This window comes from Arthrobacter sp. TS-15 (assembly GCF_006964045.1).
GTDB lineage: Bacteria > Actinomycetota > Actinomycetes > Actinomycetales > Micrococcaceae > Arthrobacter.
Map to the genome: position 1 here is coordinate 1 of NZ_SDXQ01000003.1, position 25,420 is coordinate 25,420.

At 62.8% G+C, this 25,420-nt stretch carries 21 protein-coding genes; 5 read left to right on the forward strand and 16 right to left on the reverse strand.

The features are described from left to right. Window positions 1-100: 100 nt before the first annotated feature. The 3 genes from EU811_RS00370 to EU811_RS00380 are packed head-to-tail and all read right to left on the reverse strand — an operon-like array spanning window position 101 to window position 7,639. Window positions 101-3,757, reverse strand: a complete 3,657-nt coding sequence (locus EU811_RS00370; RefSeq protein ID WP_142936556.1) for a 1,4-alpha-glucan branching enzyme — start codon at window positions 3,755-3,757, stop codon at window positions 101-103. 1 nt (window position 3,758) lies between these two features. Beyond that, entirely contained in the window at window positions 3,759-5,555 is a 1,797-nt protein-coding gene (treS, locus tag EU811_RS00375; protein ID WP_142936557.1) for a maltose alpha-D-glucosyltransferase, read from the reverse strand. Next, window positions 5,555-7,639, reverse strand: a complete 2,085-nt coding sequence (locus tag EU811_RS00380) for an alpha-1,4-glucan--maltose-1-phosphate maltosyltransferase (protein WP_187697050.1) — start codon at window positions 7,637-7,639, stop codon at window positions 5,555-5,557. The genes treS and EU811_RS00380 overlap by 1 nt, the downstream gene beginning before the upstream one ends. Window positions 7,640-7,764: 125 nt before the next feature. Between EU811_RS00380 and glgP the strand changes: the two genes are divergently transcribed. Next, complete coding sequence (glgP, locus tag EU811_RS00385) at window positions 7,765-10,389, forward strand: alpha-glucan family phosphorylase (protein ID WP_187697048.1); 2,625 nt, start codon at window positions 7,765-7,767, stop codon at window positions 10,387-10,389. 137 nt (window positions 10,390-10,526) lie between these two features. Here the strand turns inward: glgP and EU811_RS00390 are convergent, their stop codons facing one another. From EU811_RS00390 to glgX, 3 genes are read right to left on the reverse strand one after another with little or no spacing between them, the layout of a single operon-like run. After that, a complete protein-coding gene (locus EU811_RS00390) occupies window positions 10,527-10,886 on the reverse strand; it encodes a barstar family protein (protein WP_142936560.1) in 360 nt (119 codons plus the stop codon). A 6-nt stretch (window positions 10,887-10,892) separates the two neighbouring features. Continuing rightward, window positions 10,893-11,363, reverse strand: a complete 471-nt coding sequence (locus EU811_RS00395; RefSeq protein ID WP_142936561.1) for a ribonuclease domain-containing protein — start codon at window positions 11,361-11,363, stop codon at window positions 10,893-10,895. 27 nt (window positions 11,364-11,390) lie between these two features. Beyond that, window positions 11,391-13,505 carry a glycogen debranching protein GlgX gene (gene glgX / locus EU811_RS00400; RefSeq protein ID WP_142936562.1) on the reverse strand — a complete coding sequence of 705 codons (2,115 nt, stop codon included), beginning with the start codon at window positions 13,503-13,505 and terminating at the stop codon, window positions 11,391-11,393. Window positions 13,506-13,745: 240 nt separating this feature from the next. Here glgX and EU811_RS00405 point away from each other — a divergent pair, with 240 nt between their 5' ends. Continuing rightward, on the forward strand, window positions 13,746-14,555 hold the full coding sequence (locus EU811_RS00405; RefSeq protein WP_142936563.1) for a carbon-nitrogen hydrolase family protein: 810 nt from the start codon (window positions 13,746-13,748) through the stop codon (window positions 14,553-14,555). Window positions 14,556-14,787: 232 nt separating this feature from the next. On the opposite strand, the gene rlmB is transcribed toward EU811_RS00405, so the two are convergent. The 6 genes from rlmB to EU811_RS00435 form a co-directional block, all read right to left on the reverse strand. Further along, window positions 14,788-15,780, reverse strand: a complete 993-nt coding sequence (gene rlmB, locus EU811_RS00410) for a 23S rRNA (guanosine(2251)-2'-O)-methyltransferase RlmB (protein ID WP_142936564.1) — start codon at window positions 15,778-15,780, stop codon at window positions 14,788-14,790. An 80-nt stretch (window positions 15,781-15,860) separates the two neighbouring features. Continuing rightward, window positions 15,861-17,324 (reverse strand): cysteine--tRNA ligase, encoded by a 1,464-nt coding sequence (gene cysS / locus EU811_RS00415; RefSeq protein ID WP_142936565.1) that lies wholly within the window; start codon window positions 17,322-17,324, stop codon window positions 15,861-15,863. Between the two features lie 35 nt (window positions 17,325-17,359). Continuing rightward, window positions 17,360-17,713, reverse strand: coding sequence for a hypothetical protein (locus EU811_RS00420; RefSeq protein ID WP_142936566.1), 354 nt, complete (start codon window positions 17,711-17,713; stop codon window positions 17,360-17,362). Then, on the reverse strand, window positions 17,706-18,257 hold the full coding sequence (ispF, locus tag EU811_RS00425) for a 2-C-methyl-D-erythritol 2,4-cyclodiphosphate synthase (RefSeq protein WP_142936567.1): 552 nt from the start codon (window positions 18,255-18,257) through the stop codon (window positions 17,706-17,708). The genes EU811_RS00420 and ispF overlap by 8 nt, the downstream gene beginning before the upstream one ends. Next, window positions 18,257-19,039, reverse strand: coding sequence for a 2-C-methyl-D-erythritol 4-phosphate cytidylyltransferase (ispD, locus tag EU811_RS00430; protein WP_165450131.1), 783 nt, complete (start codon window positions 19,037-19,039; stop codon window positions 18,257-18,259). The genes ispF and ispD overlap by 1 nt, the downstream gene beginning before the upstream one ends. 85 nt (window positions 19,040-19,124) lie before the next feature. Continuing rightward, entirely contained in the window at window positions 19,125-19,607 is a 483-nt protein-coding gene (locus EU811_RS00435) for a CarD family transcriptional regulator (RefSeq protein WP_011690592.1), read from the reverse strand. A gap of 293 nt (window positions 19,608-19,900) precedes the next feature. On the opposite strand from EU811_RS00435, the gene EU811_RS00440 reads away from it, so the two are divergent. Beyond that, window positions 19,901-20,437 carry a hypothetical protein gene (locus tag EU811_RS00440; protein WP_142936592.1) on the forward strand — a complete coding sequence of 179 codons (537 nt, stop codon included), beginning with the start codon at window positions 19,901-19,903 and terminating at the stop codon, window positions 20,435-20,437. A gap of 94 nt (window positions 20,438-20,531) precedes the next feature. Here the strand turns inward: EU811_RS00440 and EU811_RS00445 are convergent, their stop codons facing one another. Further along, complete coding sequence (locus EU811_RS00445; RefSeq protein WP_020608526.1) at window positions 20,532-21,212, reverse strand: response regulator transcription factor; 681 nt, start codon at window positions 21,210-21,212, stop codon at window positions 20,532-20,534. Further along, on the reverse strand, window positions 21,209-22,483 hold the full coding sequence (locus tag EU811_RS00450) for a sensor histidine kinase (RefSeq protein WP_187697051.1): 1,275 nt from the start codon (window positions 22,481-22,483) through the stop codon (window positions 21,209-21,211). Before EU811_RS00450 ends, EU811_RS00445 begins: the two co-directional genes overlap by 4 nt. A gap of 199 nt (window positions 22,484-22,682) precedes the next feature. Between EU811_RS00450 and phoU the strand changes: the two genes are divergently transcribed. After that, on the forward strand, window positions 22,683-23,336 hold the full coding sequence (gene phoU, locus EU811_RS00455) for a phosphate signaling complex protein PhoU (RefSeq protein ID WP_142936569.1): 654 nt from the start codon (window positions 22,683-22,685) through the stop codon (window positions 23,334-23,336). Window positions 23,337-23,405: 69 nt separating this feature from the next. Here the strand turns inward: phoU and EU811_RS00460 are convergent, their stop codons facing one another. After that, window positions 23,406-24,152: a phosphoglyceromutase gene (locus tag EU811_RS00460; protein ID WP_142936570.1), complete on the reverse strand. Its 747-nt coding sequence runs from the start codon at window positions 24,150-24,152 to the stop codon at window positions 23,406-23,408. Between the two features lie 96 nt (window positions 24,153-24,248). Between EU811_RS00460 and EU811_RS00465 the strand changes: the two genes are divergently transcribed. After that, entirely contained in the window at window positions 24,249-25,070 is an 822-nt protein-coding gene (locus EU811_RS00465; protein ID WP_187697049.1) for a class I SAM-dependent methyltransferase, read from the forward strand. A gap of 6 nt (window positions 25,071-25,076) precedes the next feature. Here the strand turns inward: EU811_RS00465 and EU811_RS00470 are convergent, their stop codons facing one another. Continuing rightward, window positions 25,077-25,418 (reverse strand): DUF2516 family protein, encoded by a 342-nt coding sequence (locus EU811_RS00470; RefSeq protein WP_142936571.1) that lies wholly within the window; start codon window positions 25,416-25,418, stop codon window positions 25,077-25,079. Between the last annotated feature and the right edge of the window lie 2 nt (window positions 25,419-25,420).

Consider the following 25,420-nt stretch of genomic DNA (forward strand, 5'->3'; position numbering starts at 1 on the left):
AACTTCAGGGGAGCAGTTCACGTGAGTGAGAGAGCGTTGCTCGAAAGCGGCCGTTATGTGAGCGAGGGACGCTGGAAAAGGGTGGTGATGTGAGAGAGGATCAGCCAGCCGGCGTGAACCATGAGGCGCCCAGCGGAGGAAGCGTTACAGTCAGCGCCGCAGGTTGTCCATCAGTTCCCGGAGTAGACGCCGTCAGCGATCCTGCGTTGACAACCCCCGAGCCGCCGTATGTCTCAGCGTCCGTGTTGAGGACTTCCGTCCACTCCCCTGCTGCCGGTACGCCCAAGATGTAATCCTTGTGCGGACCGCCGGAGAAGTTCACTGCGCACACCAGCGGTTTGCCATCGTGGTCCCAGCGGATGAACGTGAGGACGTTGTGATCAGCATCCCCGCCGTTGATCCATTGGAAACCGCCGGCCTCGTTGTCCCGCTGGTAAAGGGCCGGCGTTGCGGTATAGAGCTCGTTCAGATCCTTGATCAGGAGCTGCAGCCCGCGGTGCGCGGGAATGTCGGCGAGGAACCAATCCAGTCCGTACTGTTCGGACCATTCTGCTTCCTGGCCGAACTCCGTACCCATGAAGATGAGCTGCTTGCCCGGATGCGCCCACTGGTACGCAAAGAACGCGCGCAGGTTTGCCAGTTGCTGCCACCGGTCGCCCGGCATCTTCCGCAGCATGGAGCCTTTGCCGTGAACTACTTCGTCGTGGCTGATGGGCAGCAGGAAGTTCTCAGTGAAGGCATAGACCAAGGAGAACGTGATGGTGCCGTGGTGCCATTTGCGGTTGATGGGGTCTTCGGAAATGTACTTGAGCGAATCATGCATCCAGCCCATGTTCCATTTGAGCCCGAAGCCGAGTCCGCCGTGGTTGGTGGGAGCCGTAACACCGGGGAATGCGGTGGATTCCTCGGCAATGATGATGGCGCCCGGGTGGGACTTGTAGACGGTGGCGTTGACTTCCTGCATGAAGGAAATGGCTTCGAGGTTCTCACGCCCGCCGAACTTGTTGGGCTTCCACTGCCCTTCTTCGCGGGAATAGTCCAGGTAGATCATCGAGGCAACAGCATCTACACGCAGGCCATCAATGTGGAATTCTTCCAGCCAGTACAGCGCGTTGGACACCAGGAAGTTCCTGACCTCGCTGCGCCCAAAGTCGAAGATCAGCGTTCCCCAGTCCGGGTGTTCGCCCAAGGCGGGGTCCGAGTGCTCGTACAGTGGCTGGCCGTCGAACTGTGCCAGCGCCCAGGAGTCCTTGGGGAAGTGGGCAGGTACCCAGTCAAGGAGGACGCCGATGCCGGCCTGGTGAAGCGAATCCACCAGGAACCGGAACTCGTCCGGGTGTCCGAACCGTGAGGTGGGAGCGAAGTAGGACGTCACTTGGTAGCCCCACGAACCACCGAAGGGGTGCTCCGCCACCGGCATGAACTCAACGTGGGAGAAGCCGAGCCACTTCACGTAGTCCACGAGTTCCTTGGCGAGTTCCTTGTAGCCAAGGCCCAGCCGCCAGGATCCCAGGTGGACTTCGTAGACGCTCATGGGCGAGTTGTGCGGGTCTTTCGCAGCACGCGCGCTCATCCATTCCGCATCCTTGAACCGGTAGCTGGCGTCCACAACACGTGAGGCCGTCAGTGGCGGAACCTCGGTGCCGAAAGCCAGCGGATCGGCCTTTTCAATCCAGTGTCCCGACTTGGTCAGGATCTCGTATTTGTAGCACGCCCCTGCTACAACACCCGGGATGAACAGTTCCCACACACCGGAGGACCCCAGTGAACGCATTCCGTGGGAGCGGCCATCCCACGCGTTGAAGTCGCCCTTCACACGTACGGCCTGGGCGTTGGGGGCCCAGACGGCGAAGGAAACTCCGTCCACCTCACCCAGCGCGGAGCGGTAATGCTGAACGTGCGCACCCAGAACATCCCAAAGGCGTTCGTGGCGGCCTTCGCCGATCAGGTGCAGGTCCACCTCACCCACGGTAGGCAGGTAGTGGTACGGGTCATCGATGGTGACGGGTTCGACGTCGTACACCACTTCCAAACGGTAGTCAGGCACGTGGCCGGCCTGCAGCGGTTCCAGAACAGCAGTCCAGACGCCGTGGGCCTCGTGGGTCATGTCGGTGCGGCCGGCTTCGGTCACTACAACCACGGACTTCGCGAGGTGCTTCACGGTGCGGATAGTGACGTGGCCGTGATCGTCCAAGTGTGCGCCCAGCACTGAGTGGGGTGCATGGTAGGCGGCGGCCGCCACGCGTTCCAAGGTCTCGGAGTCCACGTGCAGGGGAACTCGCGGCCGTTCGGTGCGTGCAGAGCCAGTCATGTCATTACCTTCCGCTGTAGCTGCCGCATGCTTGCCGCGGCTAGTGTTTTCGAGGATTCGTCGGGATGCATTCACGGGGATCGACAACCAGTCGGGCCGGTTCCGCAACTCGTAAACAACCTCGTATAAGGCCTTGTCCAGCCACAATGCCACAAAGAGCGGCGACCGGCGGTCAATAGTTCCCGGGGTGACCTCGCTATACCCCTCAAGGAACGCGGCAGCGCAGTCATCCACCCAGGCTTCAGGCACTCTGACGTCGATGTTTTCGAGCGTGGCGGCCCCGGCTGCGTAGTCGAACGAGCGCAGCATCCCGGTGACATCCCGCAAAGGAAGATCGGGAGTATTGCGCTCATCAATGGTCCGGAGCGGCTCGCCCTCGAAGTCAAGGATGGCCCACCGCCCTGGCTGCCCCTCAGTGCCGGGAACCAACAGAATCTGGCCCAGGTGGAGGTCGCCGTGGACGCGCTGCAACTGGCCAACGTCGCGGGGATCCAGAGCCGCCAGCAACTCATCGAGTTGTTGGTCATGGGGACCGACGGCGGACGAGGCTTCCGCCCACGAGCCGCGGACGCGCCGGACTACTGAGGCGATGATGTCCGGGCCCTGTTCCTGCCCGTCCTGGGTTCCGAATGTTTCAGCGAGCCTGGCATGAACCGTGGCAGTAGCAGCGCCCAGCCCGCGGGCTTCTGCGGTGAAATCCTTACCGGCCGCGGCTGCCTCCACCGCCAGGCGCCAAGCGTCCCGGCCGCCGAGGAGAAACTCGTGGGCAACGGTCAGCTCACCGGTGGCCACTGTTGAACCGTTCGACGCCGGACCATTCCACGAGCCGGTAATCCAGCCAAGCGTCGCGGGAACCTCCGTGGTGCCAGCCGCGGTCAGGGCAGCGCCAAGCTCCACTTCAGGATTCTTGCCGTCGGCAAGCACACGGAAGATTTTGATGATCGACGCCGAATCGCCGTCGTCAATGATGACTGACGTGTTGGATTGCTCACCCGAGAGGACACGCACTGACGTTGGGTCTTTCGGGAGCGCTACACGGCCAGTGGTTAGGTGTCCTTGGGCACCGCCCACTGTTCCTTCACTGCGCATGAGTTCCAGCCATGCTGTGACGAAGTCGGAATCGTAGACGGCATCGTAAACGAGCCTCAGGCCTAGTTCTGGATCCGTCACCTCGCCCAGCAAAGCTGTTGGCGCATCGGATAGCGGCTGGCTCCGGTAGCTCAACGGAACCTGAACAACGTCAGTCCGCGAACCGCCGTCGGCCGTTCGGTGGGTTACCGCCAACAGCACAACTTCCAGCTGTGCGTCGCCGCTTGCATGGGGGAGGCTGAAGCCGCCCACCTGCTCCAGCGCAAAGTCGGGGCTCTTGACCGGGAACCAGCGCTTGCCTGGCAGCCAGGTCCGGAGAAGTCCTTCAATGGAGGGGCTCAAGTGTTCCTCGTTCATCTCATCCTTTGGAGGTCACCACGGGAATCGCCTGGGTAAAAGGCGACGAGGGATTGGAAAATGCCGAGCGAACCCGCAGCCAATAGAAGCTGTGGCTGCCCAACATCACGGTCAGATGACCGTTGTCTCCGACCGCCGGGAAGGGCTGGCCGCCGAAAATGTCGCGCAGGCCCCTGCCCGCGAACTCGGGAATGTCCAGCGTTGCCGCTACAGGGTGCTGGGAGAGGTTGAAGACGCACAATATGGTTTCGGCGTCCTCCCCCTCGGGGTTACCCGCCGGCAACTCGCGAACATAGGCGAGCACCACTTCATGATCCGCCTCGATATGCCGGAAACCGCCCAGACCAAACACCGGATGGTTCTTCCGGACGCTCAGGATCTGGCGGGTCCAGCGCAGCAGCGAACCTGAGTGCGCGGCCTCGGCCTCAACGTTGGCCATGCTGTAGTTGTACACCAGCGATTGGATGACCGGCAGGTACAGCTGGCCTGGATCAGCACCGGAAAAACCTGCGTTCCGATCAGGGTTCCACTGCATCGGAGTTCGGACGGCATCACGGTCATCGAGCCAAATGTTGTCCCCCATGCCGATCTCATCCCCGTAATAGAGGAAAGGACTGCCCGGCAAGGACAGCAGCAGCGCGTTGATCAGCTCAATCTCGGAACGGGAGTTGTCCAGCAACGGCGCCAAGCGTCGTCGAATACCAATGTTGGCCCGCATCCGCGGATCCGGGGCGTACCATCCGAGCATGGCGGCGCGCTCTTCTGCTGGCACCATCTCCAACGTCAGTTCGTCGTGGTTCCTCAGGAAAGTCCCCCACTGCGCGCCCTTGGGTATCTCCGGGGTGTTCCGCAGTGTCTCAATGATGGGAGCGGCCTTCTGGTCCCGCAAGGCGTAGTAGAGCCTGGGCATGATGGGGAAGTGGAAGGCCATGTGGCATTCGGGGGCTTCCTCCGTGCCAAAGTACTCCACCACCTCATGCGGGGGCTGGTTCGCCTCGGCAATGATGACCCGGCCGGGGTAGTTCGAGTCCACCATCCGGCGGAGGTCCTGCAGGAAGGTGTGCGTGGCAGGCAGGTTCTCGCAGTTGGTTCCGTCTTCTTCGAACAGATAAGGGATGGCGTCAGCACGGAAGCCATCGATGCCCTGGTCCAGCCAGAAGCGGACTACGTCATAGAGCGCCTCAATCACCTTGGGGTTCTCGAAGTTCAGGTCCGGCTGGTGGCTGAAGAAGCGGTGCCAGAAGAACTGCCGGCGGATGGGATCGAACGTCCAGTTGGACTCTTCTGTGTCAACGAAGATGATGCGCGCGTCCTGGTACTTCTCGTCAGTATCGCTCCACACGTAGAAATCGCCGTAGGGACCCGTTGGGTCCTTACGCGATTCCTGGAACCAGGGATGCTGGTCCGAGGTGTGGTTCAACGGGAGGTCGATGATCACACGGACCCCACGGGCGTGGGCCTCGGCAACCAACCTCTTGAAGTCGCTGATGGTACCGAACTCGTCCAGCACGGACGTGTAGTCCGCAATGTCATAACCGCCATCGCGCAACGGGGAATGGAAGAACGGCGGCAACCACAGGCAGTCAACACCCAGCCACTGGAGGTAATCCAGTTTCTCGATCAGGCCGTGGAAGTCGCCGGACCCATCCCCGTTGGCGTCCGCAAAAGCCCGCACCAGTACCTCATAGAAGACTGCCTTGCGGTACCAGTGCGGATCGTGCTGGAGACCTGGGGCGTTCAACTCGAAGGTGTTCTTCGGCGTGAAGTACTGGCTGGGGTTCTGCGGAGAAAAACTCACTAAGGCTGCCTCCGGATGCTCAGTATGTGCGCCGGCTCAACGTGGGCATCCAGGCGGACGTAGTTGTGCTCGCCCCACTCCCAGCTCTCACCGCTGATCAAGTCGTCCACCCGGAACCGGCCGTCCTCGTTGAAGTCCGAAGGATCCAACTGCAGGGCCCCCAGGTCCAAGGACACCGTGCTTTCGCGGGTGCTGTGAGGATCCACGTTGACCACAATGATCAAGGTGTCCTTGGTGCCGTCCGGCAGCGTCTTGTGCTTGGAGTAGACAATCGTGGCGTCGTCGGTGCTGCTGTGAAGTGTCAGGTTCTGCAGATCGCCCAAGGCCACGTGGTCCTTGCGGATGGTGTTGAGCCTGGTGATGTACGGCGCCAAGGTCCGCCCTGACTCGGCAGCGCCTTCCCAATCCCGCGCCTTGTACTCGTACTTTTCGTTATCGATGTACTCCTCCGCGCCCGGACGGGCCACGTGCTCGTACAACTCATAGCCCGCATAGACGCCCCACAGCGGGCTGGCCGTAGCGGCCAAGACCGCCCGGATGCGGAACGCGGCCGGGCCACCGTACTGCAGGTACTCGGTGAGAATGTCCGGGGTGTTCACAAAGAAGTTGGGACGGAAGAAGGCAGCGGTCTCGTGGCTGACCTCGTGGAAATACTGCTCCAGCTCGGTCTTGGTGTTCCGCCACGTGAAGTAGGAGTAGGACTGCTGGAATCCCGCGCGGCCCAAAGCGTGCATCATGGGCGGGCGTGTGAAGGCTTCGGCCAGGAAAACAACCTCGGGGTTCTTCTTGTTGATCTTGCCGATCAGCCATTCCCAGAACCAGACGGGCTTGGTGTGGGGATTGTCCACACGGAAAACCTTGACGCCGTGGCTGATCCACAGCTGGACAATCCGCAGGATCTCCTTGGAAAGGCCGGCCGGGTCGTTGTCAAAGTTCAGGGGATAAATGTCCTGGTACTTTTTCGGCGGGTTCTCTGCATAAGCGATGGAACCGTCCACTCGGGTGGTGAACCACTCCGGGTTGGACGCTACCCAAGGGTGGTCCGGAGCTGCCTGCAGGGCGAGGTCCAACGCAACCTCAAGTCCGAGCTCGTTGGCTCGCGCTACGAACGCGTCAAAGTCCTCAAACGTACCCAGTTCCGGGTGGATGGCGTCATGGCCACCGTCCCGGGAACCAATGGCCCACGGCGAACCGGGATCCTGCGGGCCCGGAGTCAACGTGTTGTTGCGGCCCTTGCGGTGTTGAAAACCGATCGGGTGGATAGGTGGCAGGTAGATGATGTCGAAGCCCATCTCCGCCACGGCGTCGAGCCTTCTGGCTGCCGTCCGGAAGTTGCCGGAGGTCCACACACCGGTGGAGTGATCCAGCACAGCGCCCTCTGAGCGGGGGAAGAACTCGTACCAGGAACCGCGGCCCGCGAGGTCGCGCTCCACCTGCAGCGGGAAACGCTCGGAAACAGTCACCAGTTCGCGGATCGGAACGCGTCCGACGGCGGCCAGCACCTCCGGGCTGAAGCCGGCGCCAAGGCGCTCCTCGGCAGTCTTGGTGGTGTCGGAGAGCACAACGGAAGCGGCACGCAAGGTGCGCTTCTCCGCAGCGCTGCGTCCGGCGTCGTCCACTGCTTCGGCGAGGAGGGCAGCGCCCTCGGCAAGCATCAACTCAACGTCAATGCCGGCCCCCACTTTGACCTCAGCGTTGTGGTGCCAGGTGCCGTAGCGGTCATGCCAGGCCTCAATGACGAAGGACCAGGCGCCGGTGCCGGCGGGCGTGATCAAGCCCTCCCAGCGGTCCAGGCCCTTCCATTGCTCGCCCTCGGCCGGGGTCAGGCGGACGCGCTGACGCTCCTTGCCCTTGGGATCGAGCAGCACAGCGGATACGCCCAGCTGGTCATGGCCTTCACGGAAGACCGTGGCGCCAACCACGAGGTCCTCGCCCGGCAAGGCCTTCGCCGGGAAACGGCCACCCTCAACCACCGGCTGCACGGCCGTGATGGGGAACCGGCCGAAGCGAAGTCCCTCGGTGATGTCCGTAGTCGTCTTGGATTTCAGAGCGGTGATGGTTCGCGCGGTTTTCGTCACAACCACGACGTTAGCGAGAAAAATCACAGAATGCTAAGCACACGACCTTTCTCCTCGACGCAAGATGACTTTTACCTAAAAGAAACCCAATGCAGTTCCGGCTTCCATGCGAGTCCGTTAGTGTGGCGCTCGTGAAGGCTATTCGAAGGTTTACAGTCCGTACCGTCCTCCCCGAGCCCATCAGGCCCTTGGCCCGTCTGGCGACCAATTTGCGCTGGTCCTGGCACCGGCCCACTCGGGAACTTTTCGCGAGCCTTAACCCGGCTCTCTGGGAGGCCTCGCAGCACGACCCCATCGCCTTGTTGGGGTCCATCAGCCGCGAGCAACTGCAGGACCTGGCAAACGACGGAGAGGTTGTGGAACGCGTTCAGCACGCCGCAGCCGATCTGGACCGCTACCTCAGCGAACCCCGCTGGTACCAGGGCCTCAACGAGGACGCTCCGGCGTGCATCGCGTACTTCTCCCCCGAGTTCGGCATCACCGAAGTGCTTCCGCAGTACTCCGGAGGTCTCGGAATCCTCGCCGGCGACCACCTCAAGGCTGCTTCGGACCTCGGCGTGCCGCTGATCGGCGTAGGCCTTCTGTATCAGGCCGGCTACTTCAAGCAGTCGCTCTCCCGGGACGCCTGGCAGCAGGAAACCTACCCCGTCCTGGACCCCGACGGACTCCCCCTGACGCTGCTTCGCCACCCTGCCAAGGACGGCGCCCCCGGAAAGCCAGTCCACATCTCCCTGCCGCTGCCCAACGGACGCGAACTCCACGCGCATGTCTGGCGTGCCGACGTCGGACGTGTTCCTCTGCTGCTCCTGGACTCCAACGTCCCCTCCAACGACGAAGCCGCGCGCGGCATCACCGACCGCCTGTACGGCGGCGGCGGCGACCACCGGCTCCAGCAGGAACTTCTCCTGGGCATGGGCGGCGTCAAAGCCCTGCGCGTCTATCAGGAGATCACCGGCACACCCGCGCCCGAGGTCTTCCACACCAACGAAGGTCACGCCGGCTTCCTGGGAATTGAACGCATCCAGGAAGCCATGTCCAACACCGACCACCCCCTCAGCTGGGACGAAGCCCTCGCCGCCGGCCGGGCATCCACCGTCTTCACCACGCACACACCCGTACCCGCCGGAATCGACCGCTTCGAAACCGTGCAAATCAAGCACTTCTTCGAAGCCGGGCTGGCACCCGCCGTGCCCACCGAACGCATCCTGGAACTCGGACGCGAAAACTACGACGGCGGCAACCCCTCGGTGTTCAACATGGCCGTAATGGGCCTGCGCCTGGCGCAACGAGCAAACGGTGTGGCCAAGCTGCACGGCGTGGTGTCCCGCGAAATGTTCGCCGGACTCTGGCCGGGATTCGACCACTCCGAAATCCCCATCACCTCCGTCACCAACGGCGTCCACGTGCCCACGTGGGTGGATCCCCGCATCTCCGCCCTTGCACGGACCCAATTCGGGGCCGAAGCCGAAGCCATGGGACGCTGGGACCTGGCCTACAACGTCAGCGACGAAGACGTCTGGGCCCTCCGCCGGGAGCTCCGCGCCCAGCTCATCGACGACGTCCGACGCCGGCTCCGCGCCTCCTGGAAGAAGCGCGGCGCGGCCGATGCCGAACTCGGTTGGACCGACTCCGTGCTGGACCCCGACGTCCTGACCATCGGATTCGCACGCCGTGTGCCCACCTACAAACGGCTCACCCTCATGCTGCGCGATCCTGCACGGTTGAAAGCCCTCCTGCTGGACCCCAAGCACCCCATCCAGCTGGTCATTGCAGGCAAGTCCCACCCCGCAGACGACGCCGGCAAGAAAATGATCCAGGACCTGGTCAAGTTCACCGACGACCCCCAGGTGCGGCACAGGATCGTGTTCCTGCCCAACTATGACATCGCCATGGCAAGGACCCTGTTCCCCGGCTGCGACGTCTGGCTCAACAACCCGCTCCGCCCGCTCGAAGCGTGCGGCACCTCCGGCATGAAAGCAGCCATCAACGGCTCGCTCAACCTCTCCGTCCTGGACGGCTGGTGGGACGAAATGTACGACGGCGAAAACGGCTGGGCAATCCCCACAGCCAACAACAACGCCTCCTCCGAGGAACGCGATGACATTGAGGCGTCGGCACTCTACGAACTCCTGGAAACCCAGGTGGCGCCAAGGTTCTACGGCACAACGGTGGCACAAGCCGCCGGCGCGGCCGGACCCTCGGAATCCAGCGTTGAGACCGTGCCCACCCACTGGGTGTCAATGATCAAGCACACGCTGGCCAACCTGGGCCCGGCAGTCTCGGCAGAACGCATGCTCCACGACTACGTCAACAACCTCTACTGCCCGGCCGCTGTATCCGGGCGCAGGGCAGTTGCCGAAGCGTTCAAGGAAGCCAAGGAGCTCGCATCCTGGACCACCAAGGTAAGGAACGCGTGGCCCGAGGTTGTGGTGGAACACGTTGACTCCGTGGGCGTCTCCGAAGAACCCCAGGTAGGCGACGCGCTCCAAGTCAACGCCTACGTGGCTCTCAACAACCTGACACCCGACGACGTCTCCGTGGAAGTAGCCTTCGGACGAGCCGAGGAATCCGACGAGCTCGAAGACATTGTGGTTGCCGAACTGGACTCGGTGGAAGACCTCGGCGGCGGACGCCACCTGTTCAGCGGGTCCTTGGTGATCAACAGGTCCGGCTCCTTCGGCTATACCGTCCGGGTGTTCCCGAAGCACTCAGCGTTGGCATCCAAAGCTGAGCTGGGATTGATCGCGAACGCCTAGTCCGCCGTAGCCCAATTGGCGACCGTAACCCTCTGCGTGCTGCTCCTTCGTCGCTTTGACGCACGCTGCCGGGTCACGGTCGCCAATTGCGTCTCAAGGCCCGCTACGGTTGGGATCCATAGGGCCCGTTGGCGCGACTAGTTTTCGAAGACCGCGATGACCGTGAGGTCCCGTCCGGCGTACTTTTCGGCGTCTTGGAGGATTTCGCAGACTACTCCGAAGGAGCGGTCCGTGCGGTAGGCCGCGGGGACTTGCCAGATCATGGTGACTGGGCTGCCGTCATCCTCAGAGAGGGCATCGGCGTAATCGTGCAAGGAGTCGTTGAGGGCGTCGAGGTTCACCCCGTAATACTCGGGGAAATCGAGCACCTGGCCGAAGACCTCAAGAACCGCCTGCTTGGTGCTTGCGGGTGGGACCAGTAGGGTCCTGCGACCCGCATCGGAGACCTGCTCCTGCAGTTCCTCGAGGGTCCAGGTGTCCGCCGAATAGATTTTCATGGGCTCCTACTTGTCTTCGACAATGAATTTGAAGGACTCGTAATGGTCCGGTGTGTAGTACTTGGCTGAGTCTTTACCCACAATGATTCTTCGCGCACCGCGGTCCGACTCCCCCGGCGTACGTACCGTGTACTCCTTGTAGAAACCACCGGACTTCTTGGGCAGCAAACCCTCGAAGTTGCCGAAATTCACGCCGTCACGGTCGTAAGGGTACGGGCCGCCCTTAGCAATCAGGGCAAGGGTTTGGCGGGCTTCCCTGGGTAGCTGCGAGGCATTGATGGAGGGCAGCGCAGAAGGGTTGGCGACAGCCCGGCCGGGCGCCGACGTGCTGACTACCTGGGGTGACGTCGACGGAGAGCCAGGTTCCGGCGTCGTGGTTTGCGCGGTCAGTGAGCCTCCGCCCACCATGGCAACCACCAGCACGACGACGGCGATCACCAGTCCCGCGAAGGCCACCAGTTTGTTTCGGCTGCTCATGCGGTGAACTCCCTGCGTGGTTAGTGCCTAGGTGCGGTAGACGTTAATGGTGTTGGCTTGCAGGATATCCCGCTCGCCGGAAGCCACCAACGCTCCCTTCCTGCGCTCATGCAGCACCGAGGTGGTGAAGCGAAGTTCGAACATGCGCTTACCGATGCCTGACTCGCTCAAAATCTCAGGCAGGACCATTTTCACGTCCTGGTTGCTGCCGTTCACCGAGATCAAGCCGCGGATCTCACTGTCCTCGTGACCCATCAGGAGCTGGACGGAACGGAGGTTGGGCTCGTTCCAGCGCGCCGGAGTCATACGCTTTCCCTTGTCATCAAACCATTGCAAGCTGGAGTCGTTGGCGTTGCCGGGGAAACTCTCGGGCTGATGCCGAAGGAACCACCGGCGCAACCTGACCAGTTCGCGCGTGGTCCTGAACATGGCATTGGCTTCCTGGGTCCGGCTCCAATCGAGCCAAGCCGTGGGGTTGTCCTGGCAGTAGGCATTGTTGTTGCCCTGTTGGGTGCGCCCGATCTCGTCACCGGCAGTGATCAGGGGAACACCGAAAGACAGGAGCAAAGTGGCCATCAGATTGCGGACCGACAGTGCGCGGGCGGCCACGATTGCCTCGTTTTCGCTCCGCCCCTCCACGCCGTGGTTGTAGCTGCGGTTGTCTCCGTGGCCGTCCCGGTTCTGCTCGCCGTTAGCCTCATTGTGCTTACGGTCGTAGCTCACCAGGTCTTTGAGGGTAAAGCCGTCATGAGCAGTGATGAAGTTGACGCTGGCCAGCCGTGTGCGTCCCGATGACGCGAAGAGATTGGCGGAGCCCGCCATCAGCTCAGCCAGTGACGCAATGGAGCCGCCATGGCCACCGGATTCCATGGCAGCCCGGTCGGAGAGCCAGAAGCTCCGGACGCCGTCGCGGAAATGGTCATTCCAGTCCGACCAGCCCTGCGGGAAACGGCCGGTCTGCCAGCCACCGTAGCCCACGTCCCAAGGTTCGGCGATCAGTTTGACCCCTGAAAGTACGGGGTCCTCGGCAATCGCCTGCAGGAATGGGTGCTGCGGATCAAAGGTGTTGCTGGCATCGCGGCACAGTGTCACGGCGAGGTCGAAGCGGAACCCGTCCACATGGAAGTCGTTCACCCAGTAACGCAAGGAATCCAATGCCAGGTCAACCACTACTGGATCACTGAAATCCAACGTGTTGCCGCACCCGGTGGTATCCAAGTAACGGCCGTGGGCATCGTGCCGGTAATAGCGTTTCTCAGCCAATCCACGGAAGCTCAGTGGCGGTCCGTCCGGCCCCGCCTCGGCGGTGTGGTTGTACACGACGTCAAGGATGACTTCGATCCCCGCCGCATGGAGCAGCTTGATCATGCCCTTGAGCTCATCCTGCACCGCATGGGGACCAGCGTTGCGAGCCGCCTCCGTGGCGTAGTCAGCGTGGGGAGCGAAAAAAGCGGCCGTGTTGTAGCCCCAATAATTGGTCATTCCCAGGTCCTGAAGATGGGACTCATCCAGGTGGAAATGAATGGGCAGGAGCTGGACAGCGGTGATGCCTAGTTCGGTGAGGTGCTGGATCATCACAGGATGCGCCATGCCAGCATACGTCCCGCGGAGGTGCTCCGGGATGTCCGGGTGGAGCATGGTCTGGCCGCGGACGTGTGCCTCATAGATCACCGAGGTACGCATGGGCGTCCGCGGCGGTTGATCGTCGCCCCAATCAAAGCCTGTCTCCACGTGGACACTGGTGAGGAACTCGCCCCGCTGGTCCACGGCGCGGCCATAAGGATCGAGCAGCAGCGGCTGGCCGCCGTCGTTATCCAGGTCCAAAGCCGGCATGGACAGAGGAAGCCCGCCCTCGCTCGGGGCGGCCCGGAAGCCGTAGCGGGTGCCTGGCGGCATGCCGTTGACAAGGCTGAAGTGCACGCCGTCCTCGGTGTTGGACAGGATGTGGGACTGCCAAGCTTCCCCAGGTGCTTGGAACACCACCTCCACCCGGTCCAGATCCGGGGCGAACACGGCCACGTTCACCAAATTTTCCGGGGTGGTCTGGGCGTCGGGAACTGCGGACTGGGGCGTGCTCAGTCCGAGGGGCCTGGGTTGCGATGCGTCCAGGGCAGTTGCTGTGTCAAAAATAGGCATAACCATTGCTTGCAAGTTTAGTTCCACGCAAAGTATGTACCGCGCGGGCCCGCCATGTGACGACGTTCAGCGTCTCGATTTCATTACTTGCCCCAATATGGCGGGATTTGATCAGCCACTCACGTGCTGAAACGCCGCATGTGAGTCCGGCCGGGTGGGGATGGAGGGAAGCAATTGTGTCGCCTTGCTCTGCCTCCTTGCCAGTCGGATTGGCATACTGGGACCAAGACAACTGGAGGTTACATCGTGCGAGTGGCACTTGCCCAAGTCATCACCGGCCGGGATCTGGCCGGCAACCTGCGGCTCCTTGAGGACAACGCCCGCCGGGCCAAGGACGGCGGCGCCGAGTTGGTGGTGTTCCCCGAGGCGATGATGCGCGCGTTCGGAAACTCGCTGCTGGACATCGCCGAGCCGTTGGACGGGCCGTGGGCCAGCCGGGTGAGAGCCCTCGCCGAGGAACTTCAGCTGGTGATCGTGGCGGGCATGTTCACCCCGGGCAGCCCCTCCGATTCCGGTTCACCGCGGGTGCGGAACACGCTTCTGGCCACGGGACCGGGCGTGGAAGCGAGCTACGACAAAATCCACCTCTTTGACGCGTTCGGTTTTGCGGAATCGGACACCGTTGAGGCTGGCACCGATCCGGTAACGTTCGACGCCGGTGGCCTCACCTTTGGTTTGGCTACCTGCTACGACATCCGCTTCCCTGCCCTGTTCACGGCCAATGCCCAGCGCGGCGCTGTGGTCAACATCGTTTCCGCGTCCTGGGGTTCCGGGCCCGGCAAGGCCGAGCAGTGGCAACTCCTGGCCCGTGCCCGTGCCGTGGACACCACCACGATCGTCCTCGCCTGCGGCCAAGGCGATCCGGCAAGCCAAGGCATCGAGGTTAAAGGTTCCGCGCCCACGGGAGTGGGGTACTCCGCCGTCGTATCCCCATTCGGACAGGTACTGGAAGCCCTCGAAGGCGAGCCGGGCCTTATTTTCTACGACCTCGACCCCGCCACTGTGGAAGACGCCCGCCAAAAACTTCCCGTGCTGGCCAACCGCCGCGACTTCTAACCCGTCCCGGTGGATTCCCCATTTTGCTCGGCGGCCCAAACCCGACGGATGGATAGAGCGTCCGGCCCAAACCCGAGGGATGTGAGAGAGCGTCCGGCCCAAACCCGACGGATGTGATAGAGCGTTGAACTCCGGGCACACGAAAGGCGCCGCAAGGGCCATCCGGTAGCGTGCGTCTAAGCGAGGAACGAGCGAGCACGCGGAGGATGGCGCTTGCGGCGCCGAGCGAGGATTACTTAGCGGCGCGCTGCCTCGACACTTCGTACAAGGAGATACCGACGGCCATGGATGCGTTGAGCGATTCCATGGCGGAGTCGATCGGGATCGAGACGATTTGGTCGCAGTTTTCGCGCACGAGCCTGCTGAGGCCCTTGCCTTCGGAGCCCACTACGATGCACACGGGCTCGGTTGCCACGGTGAGGTCGGGCAGCGAGACGTCGCCGTCTCCGTCCAGGCCAAGGACATAGATGCCCATGTTCTTGAATTGCTTGAGCGCGTTGTTCAGGTTCGACGCGCGGGCAACCGGGACGCGGACAGCGGCACCGGCGCTGGTCTTCCAGGCGGATGCGGTGACGCCGACGGAGCGACGCTCCGGCACGATCACGCCGTGGCCGCTGAATGCGGAGACGGAGCGGATGATCGCGCCAAGGTTGCGGGGGTCGGTGATGCCGTCCAGTGCAACGAAGATGGGGGCGTTGGAAATGTGCCCCTTCTTCCACTTGGCAAGGGTCGTCTCGGCGAGGTCGTATGCGTCCTCGTATTCGTACGGCGGGATCTGCAGTACGAGGCCTTGGTGGACGGCGTCTTCGGTCATGCGGTCCAGCTCAACCTTGCCGGTTTCGAGCAGCGGAATGCCGCGTTCGGCAGCGAGTTTGAGGGATTCCTTGACGCGGTCGTCCATCTCAATGCGGATGGCGACGTGCAAAGCCTTGGCCGGGATGCCGGCGCGGAGAGCCTCGACCACCGAGTTACGGCCCGTCACCAGCTCTTCCGTGGCACGGCCCTTGGGGCCGGAGCGGGCGCCTGCACCGCCGGGACGGGTGCCCGAACCGCGCTTGGCAGCCGAGCGCTCAGCCAGCTGCTTGTTCTTGTATGCCTTGTGGTAGGTGCGTTCCTCCGCTTTGGGCGTAGGACCCTTGCCTTCCAGGGCCTTGCGGCCGTGGCCACCGGTTCCGGTGGTGGGGCCCTTCTTCTGTTTGACCGACCGGCGACCATTATTGGCCATGAGATTCCATCCTTGATTTTGTGAGTAAGTCTGGAATCAAGTCTACTGACCCGATGCAATTCGGCTGTCGCGCCGGTTTGTCAGTCGCGTTTCAGGCTCCAGGTGGCGCCGTCCGCACCATCTTCGACGACGACGCCGGCGGCGGCGAGCGTGTCCCGGATCGCATCGGACGCGGCCCAGTCCTTGCTGGCTCTGGCGGCGGCACGGGCTTCGAGTTGAGCTTCGATCAGCACTTCCAAGGCCGCGTGCTCGCGCCCTTGGACGGCTTCGGGACGTTTGACCGAATCCAGGCCAAGCACTTCGGTCATGGACAGCACACTGTAGAGGGCCGATTTCGCGCCTTCAAGGTCACCGGCAGCCAGGGCGGTGTTGCCTGCCCGCACGGTTTCGTGCAGGACGCCCAGGGCCTGGGGGACGTTGAGGTCGTCGTCCATGGCTGCGATGAAAGCCGCGGGCATATTCGCCTGCGGGGACACGTCCGAGGCGCCCGTGCCCACTTTGGAAGATGCCTTGTGGATGAAGCCGTCAATCCGCTCGACGGCGGCGGCGGCCTCCTGCAGCGAGGTGGGCCGGTAGTCCAGGATGGAACGGTAATGTGCCTGGCCGAGGTAGTAGCGCACCACGCGGGGTGAGGCGAGCTGGAGCATCTCGGCCGGGCTCACCGTGTTGCCGATGGATTTGGACATCTTTTCACCTTCATAGGTGACCATGCCGTTGTGCATCCAGAAGTTGGCGAAATCGTCGCCGGCGGCCTGGGATTGGGCCATCTCGTTCTCGTGGTGCGGGAAGCGAAGGTCCAGTCCGCCACCGTGGATATCAAACCGGGGGCCCAAGTATTTGGTGACCATGGCTGAGCACTCGAGGTGCCATCCGGGACGACCGGCGCCCCAAGGGGACTCCCACTTGGCGGTGACGGGCTCACCGTCTTTGAAACCCTTCCACAGCGCGAAGTCGCGCGGATCGCGCTTCCTGCTGATGAATTGAGCCTCGACGTCGGTTGCTCCCTGCATGTCGTCAATATTCTGGCGGGTCAGCGAACCGTATTTGCTCCAGGAGCGGACGTCGAAGTACACGTCGCCGGAATCGTCCAGGGCAGGGTAGGCGTGGCCGCGGTCAATGAGGCGCTGGATCAGTGCGTGCATCTCAGGGATGTGGCCGGTTGCGCGGGGCTCGTACGTGGGCCGCTGCACGCCGAGGGATTCGTACGCATTCTCGAATTCCTGCTCGTAGCGGTATGCCAGTGCCCACCATTCTTCGGCTTGGCGCGCGGATGGCTCGGCGTCCCAGTCCGGCCCGAACGACTGCGCGGACTTGGCCAGGATCTTGTCGTCGATGTCCGTGACGTTGCGTACCACCGTGACCCGGAGGCCCCGGAACTCGAGCCAGCGCGTCAGCTGGTCAAAGGCGATGGCCGACCTGACGTGGCCCACATGCGGCATTCCTTGGACGGTGGCCCCGCAGTAGTACACGCTGGCCTTGCCGTCTTCGAGGGGAACGAAGTCGCGGACTTCGGCGGAGGCGGTGTCATAGAAGCGCAGGGTCACCGCTCCAGATTAGCCGATGACGCGGCGTGACCTGCCTACTTGCAGTATTCGCCGATCTTGTTGAACTGGACTTTGAGCTTCTCCTGCTGGTCCTGGGTGGCTGCCCCGAGGGACGATCCCGCTGCTTCGTCCATGATCGCGGCCATCTCCTTGATGGGGTTCCCGATCTCCGGCGCCAGTTTCCCAGCGATCTGGTGATAGTGCTCGGCGATCTGTTTGGACTGCTGCTGCTGATTGCCGTCAGGCTTGAAGGTGTCGTCGTTCAGGAAAGCGCAGCTGGCCGCCACGTCCATGGTTTGCGCCCCTCCACACCCGCTCAGCAGGAGCGAGGCGGCCAAGCCTGCAGTCACCACAGCGGAACGCACGACGCCGGCACGTGACTTAAGCATGCGGGGCACCTTTCGCGGGACCCGGCTCGGATGCCGCCAACCCGTGTCCGGAGACCGGGTACACGAGGGCCGTGGCAACCGCGGAAATCCCTTCGCCGCGTCCCGTGAAGCCGAGTCCGTCGCTGGTGGTTGCCGTGACACTGACCGGCGCACCTGCTGCTTCGCTCAAGACACGCTGGGATTCTTCCCGGCGTGGCCCGAACTTGGGACGGTTAGCAACGAACTGCACGGCCACGTTGCCGATCTCGAATCCTGCCGCACGCACAATGCGTGCGGCTTCACCGAGCAGCTTGACCCCGGAGGCGCCGGCAAACTCGGGGCGGTCCGTGCCGAAGTGGGTGCCCAGGTCACCGATGCCACAGGCGGAGAAGAGTGCGTCAGCAGCGGCGTGGGCCACGCAATCGCCGTCGGAATGCCCTGAGAGCCCTTGCTCGCCTTCCCAGAAAAGCCCGCCCAACCAGAGCGGCTGCGGGTCGTCTTCGGGGGCGAATGCGTGGACATCTATCCCGACCCCTGTTCGGGGAAGGACCATATTCAGTGTCATCAGCCTTCCACCCATCGCATTCCCAGCGGCCCCTCGAGTAGACCCTCGGCAATGATGAGGTCCAAAGGTGTGGTGATCTTCAGCGACTGGCTTGCGCCGCGTACAGCGTGCACCGGAACACCCAGGAGCTCCACCAGCATGGCGTCGTCAGTGACAGCTGCTGATTGTTTGTCATCGAAGAGCCCGGCGGCTTCGTGGGCCCTGCGCAGGACGGCCAGTTCGAAACCCTGCGGGGTCTGCACGGCACGGAGATGCTCGCGGGGAGCTGTGCCTGTGACGACTTCCGGGGCGATGGATGCGTCTGAGCCGCTGGTTTCGGCAACGGTCTTGATGGTATCCACTACCGGCATGGTGGGAATGACGGCCTTCGCTCCGGAAGCCAAGGCTGCAGATACGCGTTGGAAGACCCGCTCGGGGGTCAAGGCACGTGCGGCGTCGTGGACCAGGACAAGTTCTGTCCCGTCCTCTAAAGCAGCCATGGCGGCGCGGACCGAATCCGCGCGGGATGAACCGCCGTCGACCACCGAGATTTCAGGGCCGCCGTCCACCAGGTCAATGGTGAACTCGGCAATTGACTCACGCAGGGCCGTGTCCCCTCTGGGCACGGCGACGCAGATCTGGCGCGCGACATCGGAAGCAACAACACCACGGAGTGCATGCATCAGGATGGTCTCGCCGCCCAGCGGAACCTGGGCTTTGGGCATGCCGTAGCCGAGGCGTTCACCGGAGCCGGCAGCAACCACGATCACGGCCGTGACGGCGCGCTTGGTAGGAATACTCATGCTCACCAGAGTACTTGTGGGAAATGAAACCCGGAGTGTGGCAAAAAGAAACCCGGCGGCGCTTTCGCACCACCGGGCTCAATTCTTAGGAAGCCAAGACCTCGTCAAGAACGCTTGCAGCCTTCTCTTCATCTGTCTTCTCAGCCAGGGCCAGTTCTGAAATCAGAATCTGCCGCGCCTTGGCCAGCATCCGCTTCTCACCTGCGGAAAGGCCGCGATCGTGATCACGACGCCAAAGATCGCGAACGACCTCTGCCACCTTGATGACATCGCCTGAAGCAAGTTTCTCCAGGTTCGCCTTGTAACGACGTGACCAGTTGGTAGGCTCTTCAGTGAACTCGGCGCGGAGAACGTCAAATACGTGCTCCAAGCCTTCTTTGCCCACTACGTCCCGGACCCCAACAAGGTCAACATTCTCTGCTGGAACTTCAATGGTCAGATCACCCTGAGCCACCTTGAGCTTGAGATACATCTTCTCTTCGCCCTTGATGGTGCGCATCTTGATTTCCTCAATTTTTGCTGCACCGTGGTGAGGGTAAACTACTGTCTCGCCGACCTCAAAAACCATGTGGACTTTCCCCTTTCCCGCAGATTAGTCTATCACGATTAAGGCATACGACTGGCACCGGAAGGGCCCTCCTGCCGCGCCAATAAAGGGAATGAGCCCTCAAACGACTTCCTCCAAGGTCTTGACGTATTAGGCGAAAGATGCATGGAGGAGGCAACGTGCGAGCAAGATCTCTTCTCGTAATGGCGCCACATAGCCTTCCCGAATCCATATTTCCGGGGGTTTGCCGATAGGCTATGGCTGAAAAGTGTTCCAATGACTCTTGAGGAGTAGGTGTCGTGCGCAATACTGCGATGAACCCTGTCCAGCGCGGCAAGCTGGCAATTGCGGCGGCTGCGATCGGCGTCGGTCTTCTGTCCGTCACCGGCTGTGGATTCGTCAACGCCCAGCAGACCACCCACCAGTACTCGGCATCGGACGGGATCAAAGCAGATCTCGGCTCGTTGCAGTTGCGCAACATCCTGATTGTTGCTTCGGGCGAGAAAGAGCCCGGCCGCGTGATCGGCGCTGTGTTCAACTCCTCCAGCACCGACGCCACCCTCACCATGAGTGGTGCCAACGGAGCCCAGACCGAGATCCCGGTCAAGGCCAACGGCGAGACCTTCCTGAATGACACCGCGGATGCAGCGATCCTCAGCACCGCGGGTGTCATTCCCGGCGGCCTGGTTCCGGTCACCATCCGTAGCGGCTCCGACTCCGCCACCATCAACGTCCCGGTGCTTGACGGTACCCTCCCCGAGTACGCCAAGTACCTGCCCACCACGCCGAGCCCCACGGCAACGCCGACGTCCACTGCGACGACCTCGGAGGCTCCGGGAGCCGGTCACTAGGCCCGCGCCACAAGCGATACAACTAAGGAAGGGTCCCGCCTCGGCGGGGCCCTTCCTTCGTCGTATGCAGAGTCTTTGTTGTGTGCAGGGGTTCTTACGGCTCGAACTTGTAGCCCAGGCCGCGGACCGTCACCAGGTAGCGAGGTGCGGAGGGGTCAGGTTCGATCTTGCTCCGAAGCCGCTTGACGTGGACATCGAGGGTTTTGGTATCCCCCACGTAGTCCGAACCCCAGACGCGGTCGATCAACTGGCCGCGAGTCAAAACCCGGCCTGAGTTCCGCAGCAGCATCTCCAGCAGCTCGAACTCCTTAAGCGGCAGTGAAACCTGCTCGCCGTTGACACTCACCACGTGGCGTTCGATGTCCATGCGGACAGGACCGGCCTGCACTGTGGAGGTGATCAGTTCCTCCGGCTCACCTTGCCGACGCAGCACCGCACGGACACGGGCCACGAGCTCGCGGGAGGAATACGGCTTGGTGACGTAGTCGTCTGCACCGAGCTCCAGCCCAACAACTTTGTCGATTTCGGAGTCTTTGGCCGTCAACATGATGACGGGCACGCTGGAGCGCTGGCGAAGCTGGCGGCACACTTCCGTCCCCGGCGTCCCAGGCAACTGCAGGTCCAGGAGGACGAGGTCGGCACCGTTCCGGTCAAACTCCACCAAAGCATCGCTGCCGTTGTCCACTACCTCGACGTCAAACCCTTCCTTGCCCAGGAGATAAGACAGGGGGTCGCTGAAGGACTCTTCGTCCTCCACTATCAAAATCCGGCTCAAGCGCTGGCTCCTTGCTCTTGGGCGCCGTTGGCGCCCCTTTGATGATTCACGCGTTGGGGTTGTTGACTCAAGGGACGAGGCTCGACGACGGCAGTCCCCTGTTGCTCGGTGGGCGCAGCTGCAGCGGAAGGCGGCAGGCCGGCGTCGTCGCCCTGGCCTTCCATCTCCGGCAGGCGGACAGTGAACGTGGACCCTTGGCCGGGCTGCGACCACACAGTCACCTCACCGCCGTGGTTGGAGACCACGTGCTTGACGATGCTGAGGCCAAGGCCAGTGCCGCCCGTGTGGCGGGATCGTGCCGCGTCCACGCGGTAGAAGCGTTCGAATACCCTCTCCTGGTCCTCCGGCGTGAGGCCTTCGCCTTGGTCTGTGACGGAGATGGCCACGACGCCCTCCCGCGTCCGCACGCCCACACCCACTCGCGTATTCTCCGGCGAGTAGCGGATGGCGTTGTCGATCAGGTTCCGCAGTGCGGTGACCAGGAGGTCGTGGTCTCCAAACACCAGTGCCTCAGAGTGACCGCCCACCACGATCTGGATGTTCTTGCTCTCGGCCGGCAGTTGGGAACGATCAACCGCTTCTGTGATGACGGTATTGATGTCCACCGGGAGACCCCGCTGGGCGACGTTGGCTCCCTGCAGGCGGGAAAGTTCAATGATGTCCTGGACCAGGGCTGCCAATCGCCCGGATTCCTTGTGCATGCGCTTGGCAAAGCGGCGGACTGCTTCTTCGTCATCGGGCGAGGCTTCGAGGGCTTCCGCAAGCAGGGAGATGGCACCCACCGGGGTCTTGAGCTCGTGGGAGACGTTGGCTACGAAGTCGTTCCGGATTTCCTCGGTGCGGGTGATCTCGGTACGGTCGTCGGCCAGGAGCACGATGTATTCCCACCCGAGCATGGCTGCGCGTACCTGAACCACAATGGTCCCTTTGCCCAGCGGGCCGCGCGGGAGTTCGTACTGCTCTTCGAGGATCACGCCGTCGCGGCGGACCTTGGCGGTCATGTCCAGGAGTTGTTTGTGGACCACGGTGTGCCCGCGTACCAAGCCGTACGCGTAGGCTGCAGGACTGGCGCGGACCACGCCGTCGATCGCGTCCACCACAACAAAGGCACGCCCGACGACGGACAGCACCTCCGCGGCACCCTCAGGAAGCAGGGGTTCACTGACGTCCAGGTCCACGATGCTCCGCTGACGTTCGCTGATCCTGAAAGCGAGCATGCCAAAGACGCCCAACGACAGGCCTACAAGGCCAGCGACGACACCTATGAGCAATGGATCCACGTGTCCAGCTTATGCTGTGGAAACACGGCCAAGCAGTGATCGGGCCCCAAACGCGGACGGTTCAACTAACGTTCATCTAAAGGTGCCGAACCGTTCACTGGCCCCTGACACAGTTACTGGTTGGACTGCCAATGGTTTTGAGATCCGCCCCGCCCCATGGGAGCCGGATTTCCAAGGAAAGGACGCCTTAGTGCGCAAGGTTTTTCAGGAGGAGCTCACCCAGGTAGGTGACGACCTCATCGAGATCTCCAAGCTGGTTCACGAAGCAATCACGAAGGCGACTACCTCCTTCGAAGGCGCGGACGTGGATCTTGCCCAGGACGTCATCGCGGCAGATGCGCGGATCGACTTCCTGCAGAACAGCCTCGACGAGCGTGCCATCGACATCCTTGCCTTGCAGGGCCCGGTGGCCAGCGACCTCCGCATGATCGTAGGTTCGCTGCGCATGAGCGCGTCGCTGGAACGCATGGGTGACCTGGCCCGCCACGTGGCCCAGCTGGCACGCCTCCGCTACCCGGCTACCGTGATCCCCGCTTCGCTGACCCAGACCTTCAAGGCCATGGCCCAGCACGACATCGAGATCACCGCCAAGGTCATTGAACTGCTGGAAACGCGCGACCTTGAGGTTGCCCGCGACATCCTCAAGATCAACATCGCCGTGGACGACCTCCACCTCAGCGTCTTCAAGGCGATTGCTTCCCCCGAGTGGACCGAGAGCCCGTCTACCACCGTGGACGTCGCCCTGGCGAGCCGCTACTTCGAGCGCTTCGCCGATCACGGCGTTTCGGTCGCTCGCAAGGTCACCTACTTGGTGACCGGTGAATGGCAGCCTGAAGGCTTCTAGCCACAACAGCATTAACGACGACGGCCGGTCACCTCAGGTGACCGGCCGTCGTCGTCGTTAGCTACAACGTCATTTTTTGCCCTGGTTGGCCACCGCGAGGATGGCCTGGGCTGCTGCGTCGGGATCCAGGTAGGTTCCGCCCGGGTTGATGGGTTGGAAGTCCTCATCCAGTTCGTACACCAGCGGGATGCCCGTGGGGATGTTGAGGCCGGCAATGGCGTCGTCGCTGATGCCGTCCAGGTGCTTCACGAGGGCGCGCAGTGAGTTGCCGTGGGCTGTGACCAGCACGGTCTTGCCGGCCTTGAGGTCTTCCTTGATGTCCGATTCCCAGTAAGGGAGCAGGCGCACAAGGACGTCCTTGAGGCACTCGGTGCGCGGGAGGGCGTCACCAAGATCCTTGTAGCGGACGTCGTGGGCCTGGGAGAATTCGCTGTCGTCAGACAGGGGCGGCGGCGGGGTGTCGTAGCTGCGGCGCCATTCCATGAACTGCTCTTCGCCGAACTCGGCCAGGGTCTGGGCCTTGTCCTTGCCCTGCAACGCGCCGTAGTGGCGTTCGTTGAGGCGCCAATCGCGCTTAACCGGAATCCAGCCGCGGTCGGCCTTGTCCAGGGCCATGTTGGCGGTGTTGATGGCACGCTTCAGCAGCGAGGTGTAGAGGACGTCCGGGAGGATGTCATTCTCAACCAGGAGCTCTCCACCGCGCACTGCTTCTTGGCGGCCTTGATCGTTCAGGTCAACGTCCACCCAACCGGTGAACAGGTTCTTGGCGTTCCATTCGCTGTGGCCATGGCGCAGCAGAATCAGCTTGTAAGTCATGGTTTTCATCCTAGCCGAGCAGCTCCGTGCCCTGCCCGGCGTTACGTCCGGCAACGGACTCCCCGGTCTGATGCGCGCAGCGATAAAGTGGGGGCCGTGGTGCAAAAAGCGGAACGGGTGGGCTCTCCCCGCAGTCGGGGCGGGAAGCCGGTTGGCAACATCACCCGCGGCACCACCAACCCCAACCGCATGCGACGCCTGGACCGGTGGCTTGCCGGACCGCAGGCGTGGCGGCTGCGCGCCGCCGTCGACCCCCTTGTGGTGGACCTGGGCTATGGCGCCTCGCCGACCACCGCCGTCGAACTTTTCGAGCGGCTGCAGGCCGTACGGCCTGACGTGCGGGTCTGTGGAATCGAAATCGAGCCGGAGCGGGTGCGGACCGCCAAGGCGTTGGAGCGGCCGGGCCTCAGCTTCCACGTGGGCGGGTTCGAAGTTCCTGTGCCAGGTAACCCCGTACTGGTCCGGGCCTTCAACGTGCTACGGCAGTACGAGGAAGCGGACGTCGCGGGGATCTGGCGGCTGGTGCAGTCGCGTCTCGCCCCGGGCGGACTCTTCATCGATGGCACGTGCGACGAAATCGGCCGCCGCGTCACCTGGGTGGCACTGGACCAGGAGCGCCCGTTGAGTTTGAGCTTCTCGGTGCGGTTCGGCAGTTTCGAGTTGCCGTCCGAGGTGGCCGAGCGGCTACCCAAGGCCCTGATTCACCGGAACATCCCGGGCGAGCCGATTCATGCCTTCCTGCAGGCCATGGACAAAGCCTGGTTGGAAGCTGCGCCGTTGGCATCGTTCGGGAACCGGCAACGCTGGACGGGCATGTGTAGTTCACTGCGCGACGCCGGGTGGCCGCTTCAGGATGGTCCGGCGAGGTGGCGGTTGGGTGAAGTGACGGTGGCGTGGGACGCGGTGGCGCCTCAGTAAGGCTGTTTACCAGGGACCGTACGGGCCGACGTTCCGGTTGCCGCCGCTGCCGGCCTCGCGCAGGGCGGGACGGACATCGGCAAGATACACGCACGCTGCGGTGACGGCGGCGATGCCGAACAGTCCAAGGCTGCTGCCGCCCGTCAATACGGTCAGGGCGCCGATCGCAAGCGCAACGCCTGTGAGCGCCAACCAGAACATCTTGGTGCGCTTTGAAGCCGCCACGAAGAGCGTCGGCTTATGGCGCAGGCAGTCCGCGAACGCCCACAGTTCCAGGGCAAGTGCCACCAAGCCAAGAATCCAGTAAACCCCGCTGGTGACAACCGCGATCAAAATTTTTCCGTCCACGT

Bases quoted from the DNA above. Each gene is read 5' to 3' on its own strand.
- EU811_RS00370 (WP_142936556.1), bottom strand. From the start codon at position 3,757: ATGAACGAGGAACACTTGAGCCCCTCCATTGAAGGACTTCTCCGGACC.
- EU811_RS00390 (WP_142936560.1), bottom strand. From the start codon at position 10,886: ATGAAAATCTATTCGGCGGACACCTGGACCCTCGAGGAACTGCAGGAG.
- EU811_RS00395 (WP_142936561.1), bottom strand. From the start codon at position 11,363: ATGAGCAGCCGAAACAAACTGGTGGCCTTCGCGGGACTGGTGATCGCC.
- glgX (WP_142936562.1), bottom strand. From the start codon at position 13,505: ATGGTTATGCCTATTTTTGACACAGCAACTGCCCTGGACGCATCGCAA.
- rlmB (WP_142936564.1), bottom strand. From the start codon at position 15,780: ATGGCCAATAATGGTCGCCGGTCGGTCAAACAGAAGAAGGGCCCCACC.
- EU811_RS00420 (WP_142936566.1), bottom strand. From the start codon at position 17,713: ATGCTTAAGTCACGTGCCGGCGTCGTGCGTTCCGCTGTGGTGACTGCA.
- ispF (WP_142936567.1), bottom strand. From the start codon at position 18,257: ATGACACTGAATATGGTCCTTCCCCGAACAGGGGTCGGGATAGATGTC.
- ispD (WP_165450131.1), bottom strand. From the start codon at position 19,039: ATGAGTATTCCTACCAAGCGCGCCGTCACGGCCGTGATCGTGGTTGCT.
- EU811_RS00435 (WP_011690592.1), bottom strand. From the start codon at position 19,607: ATGGTTTTTGAGGTCGGCGAGACAGTAGTTTACCCTCACCACGGTGCA.
- EU811_RS00440 (WP_142936592.1), top strand. From the start codon at position 19,901: ATGAACCCTGTCCAGCGCGGCAAGCTGGCAATTGCGGCGGCTGCGATC.
- EU811_RS00460 (WP_142936570.1), bottom strand. From the start codon at position 24,152: ATGACTTACAAGCTGATTCTGCTGCGCCATGGCCACAGCGAATGGAAC.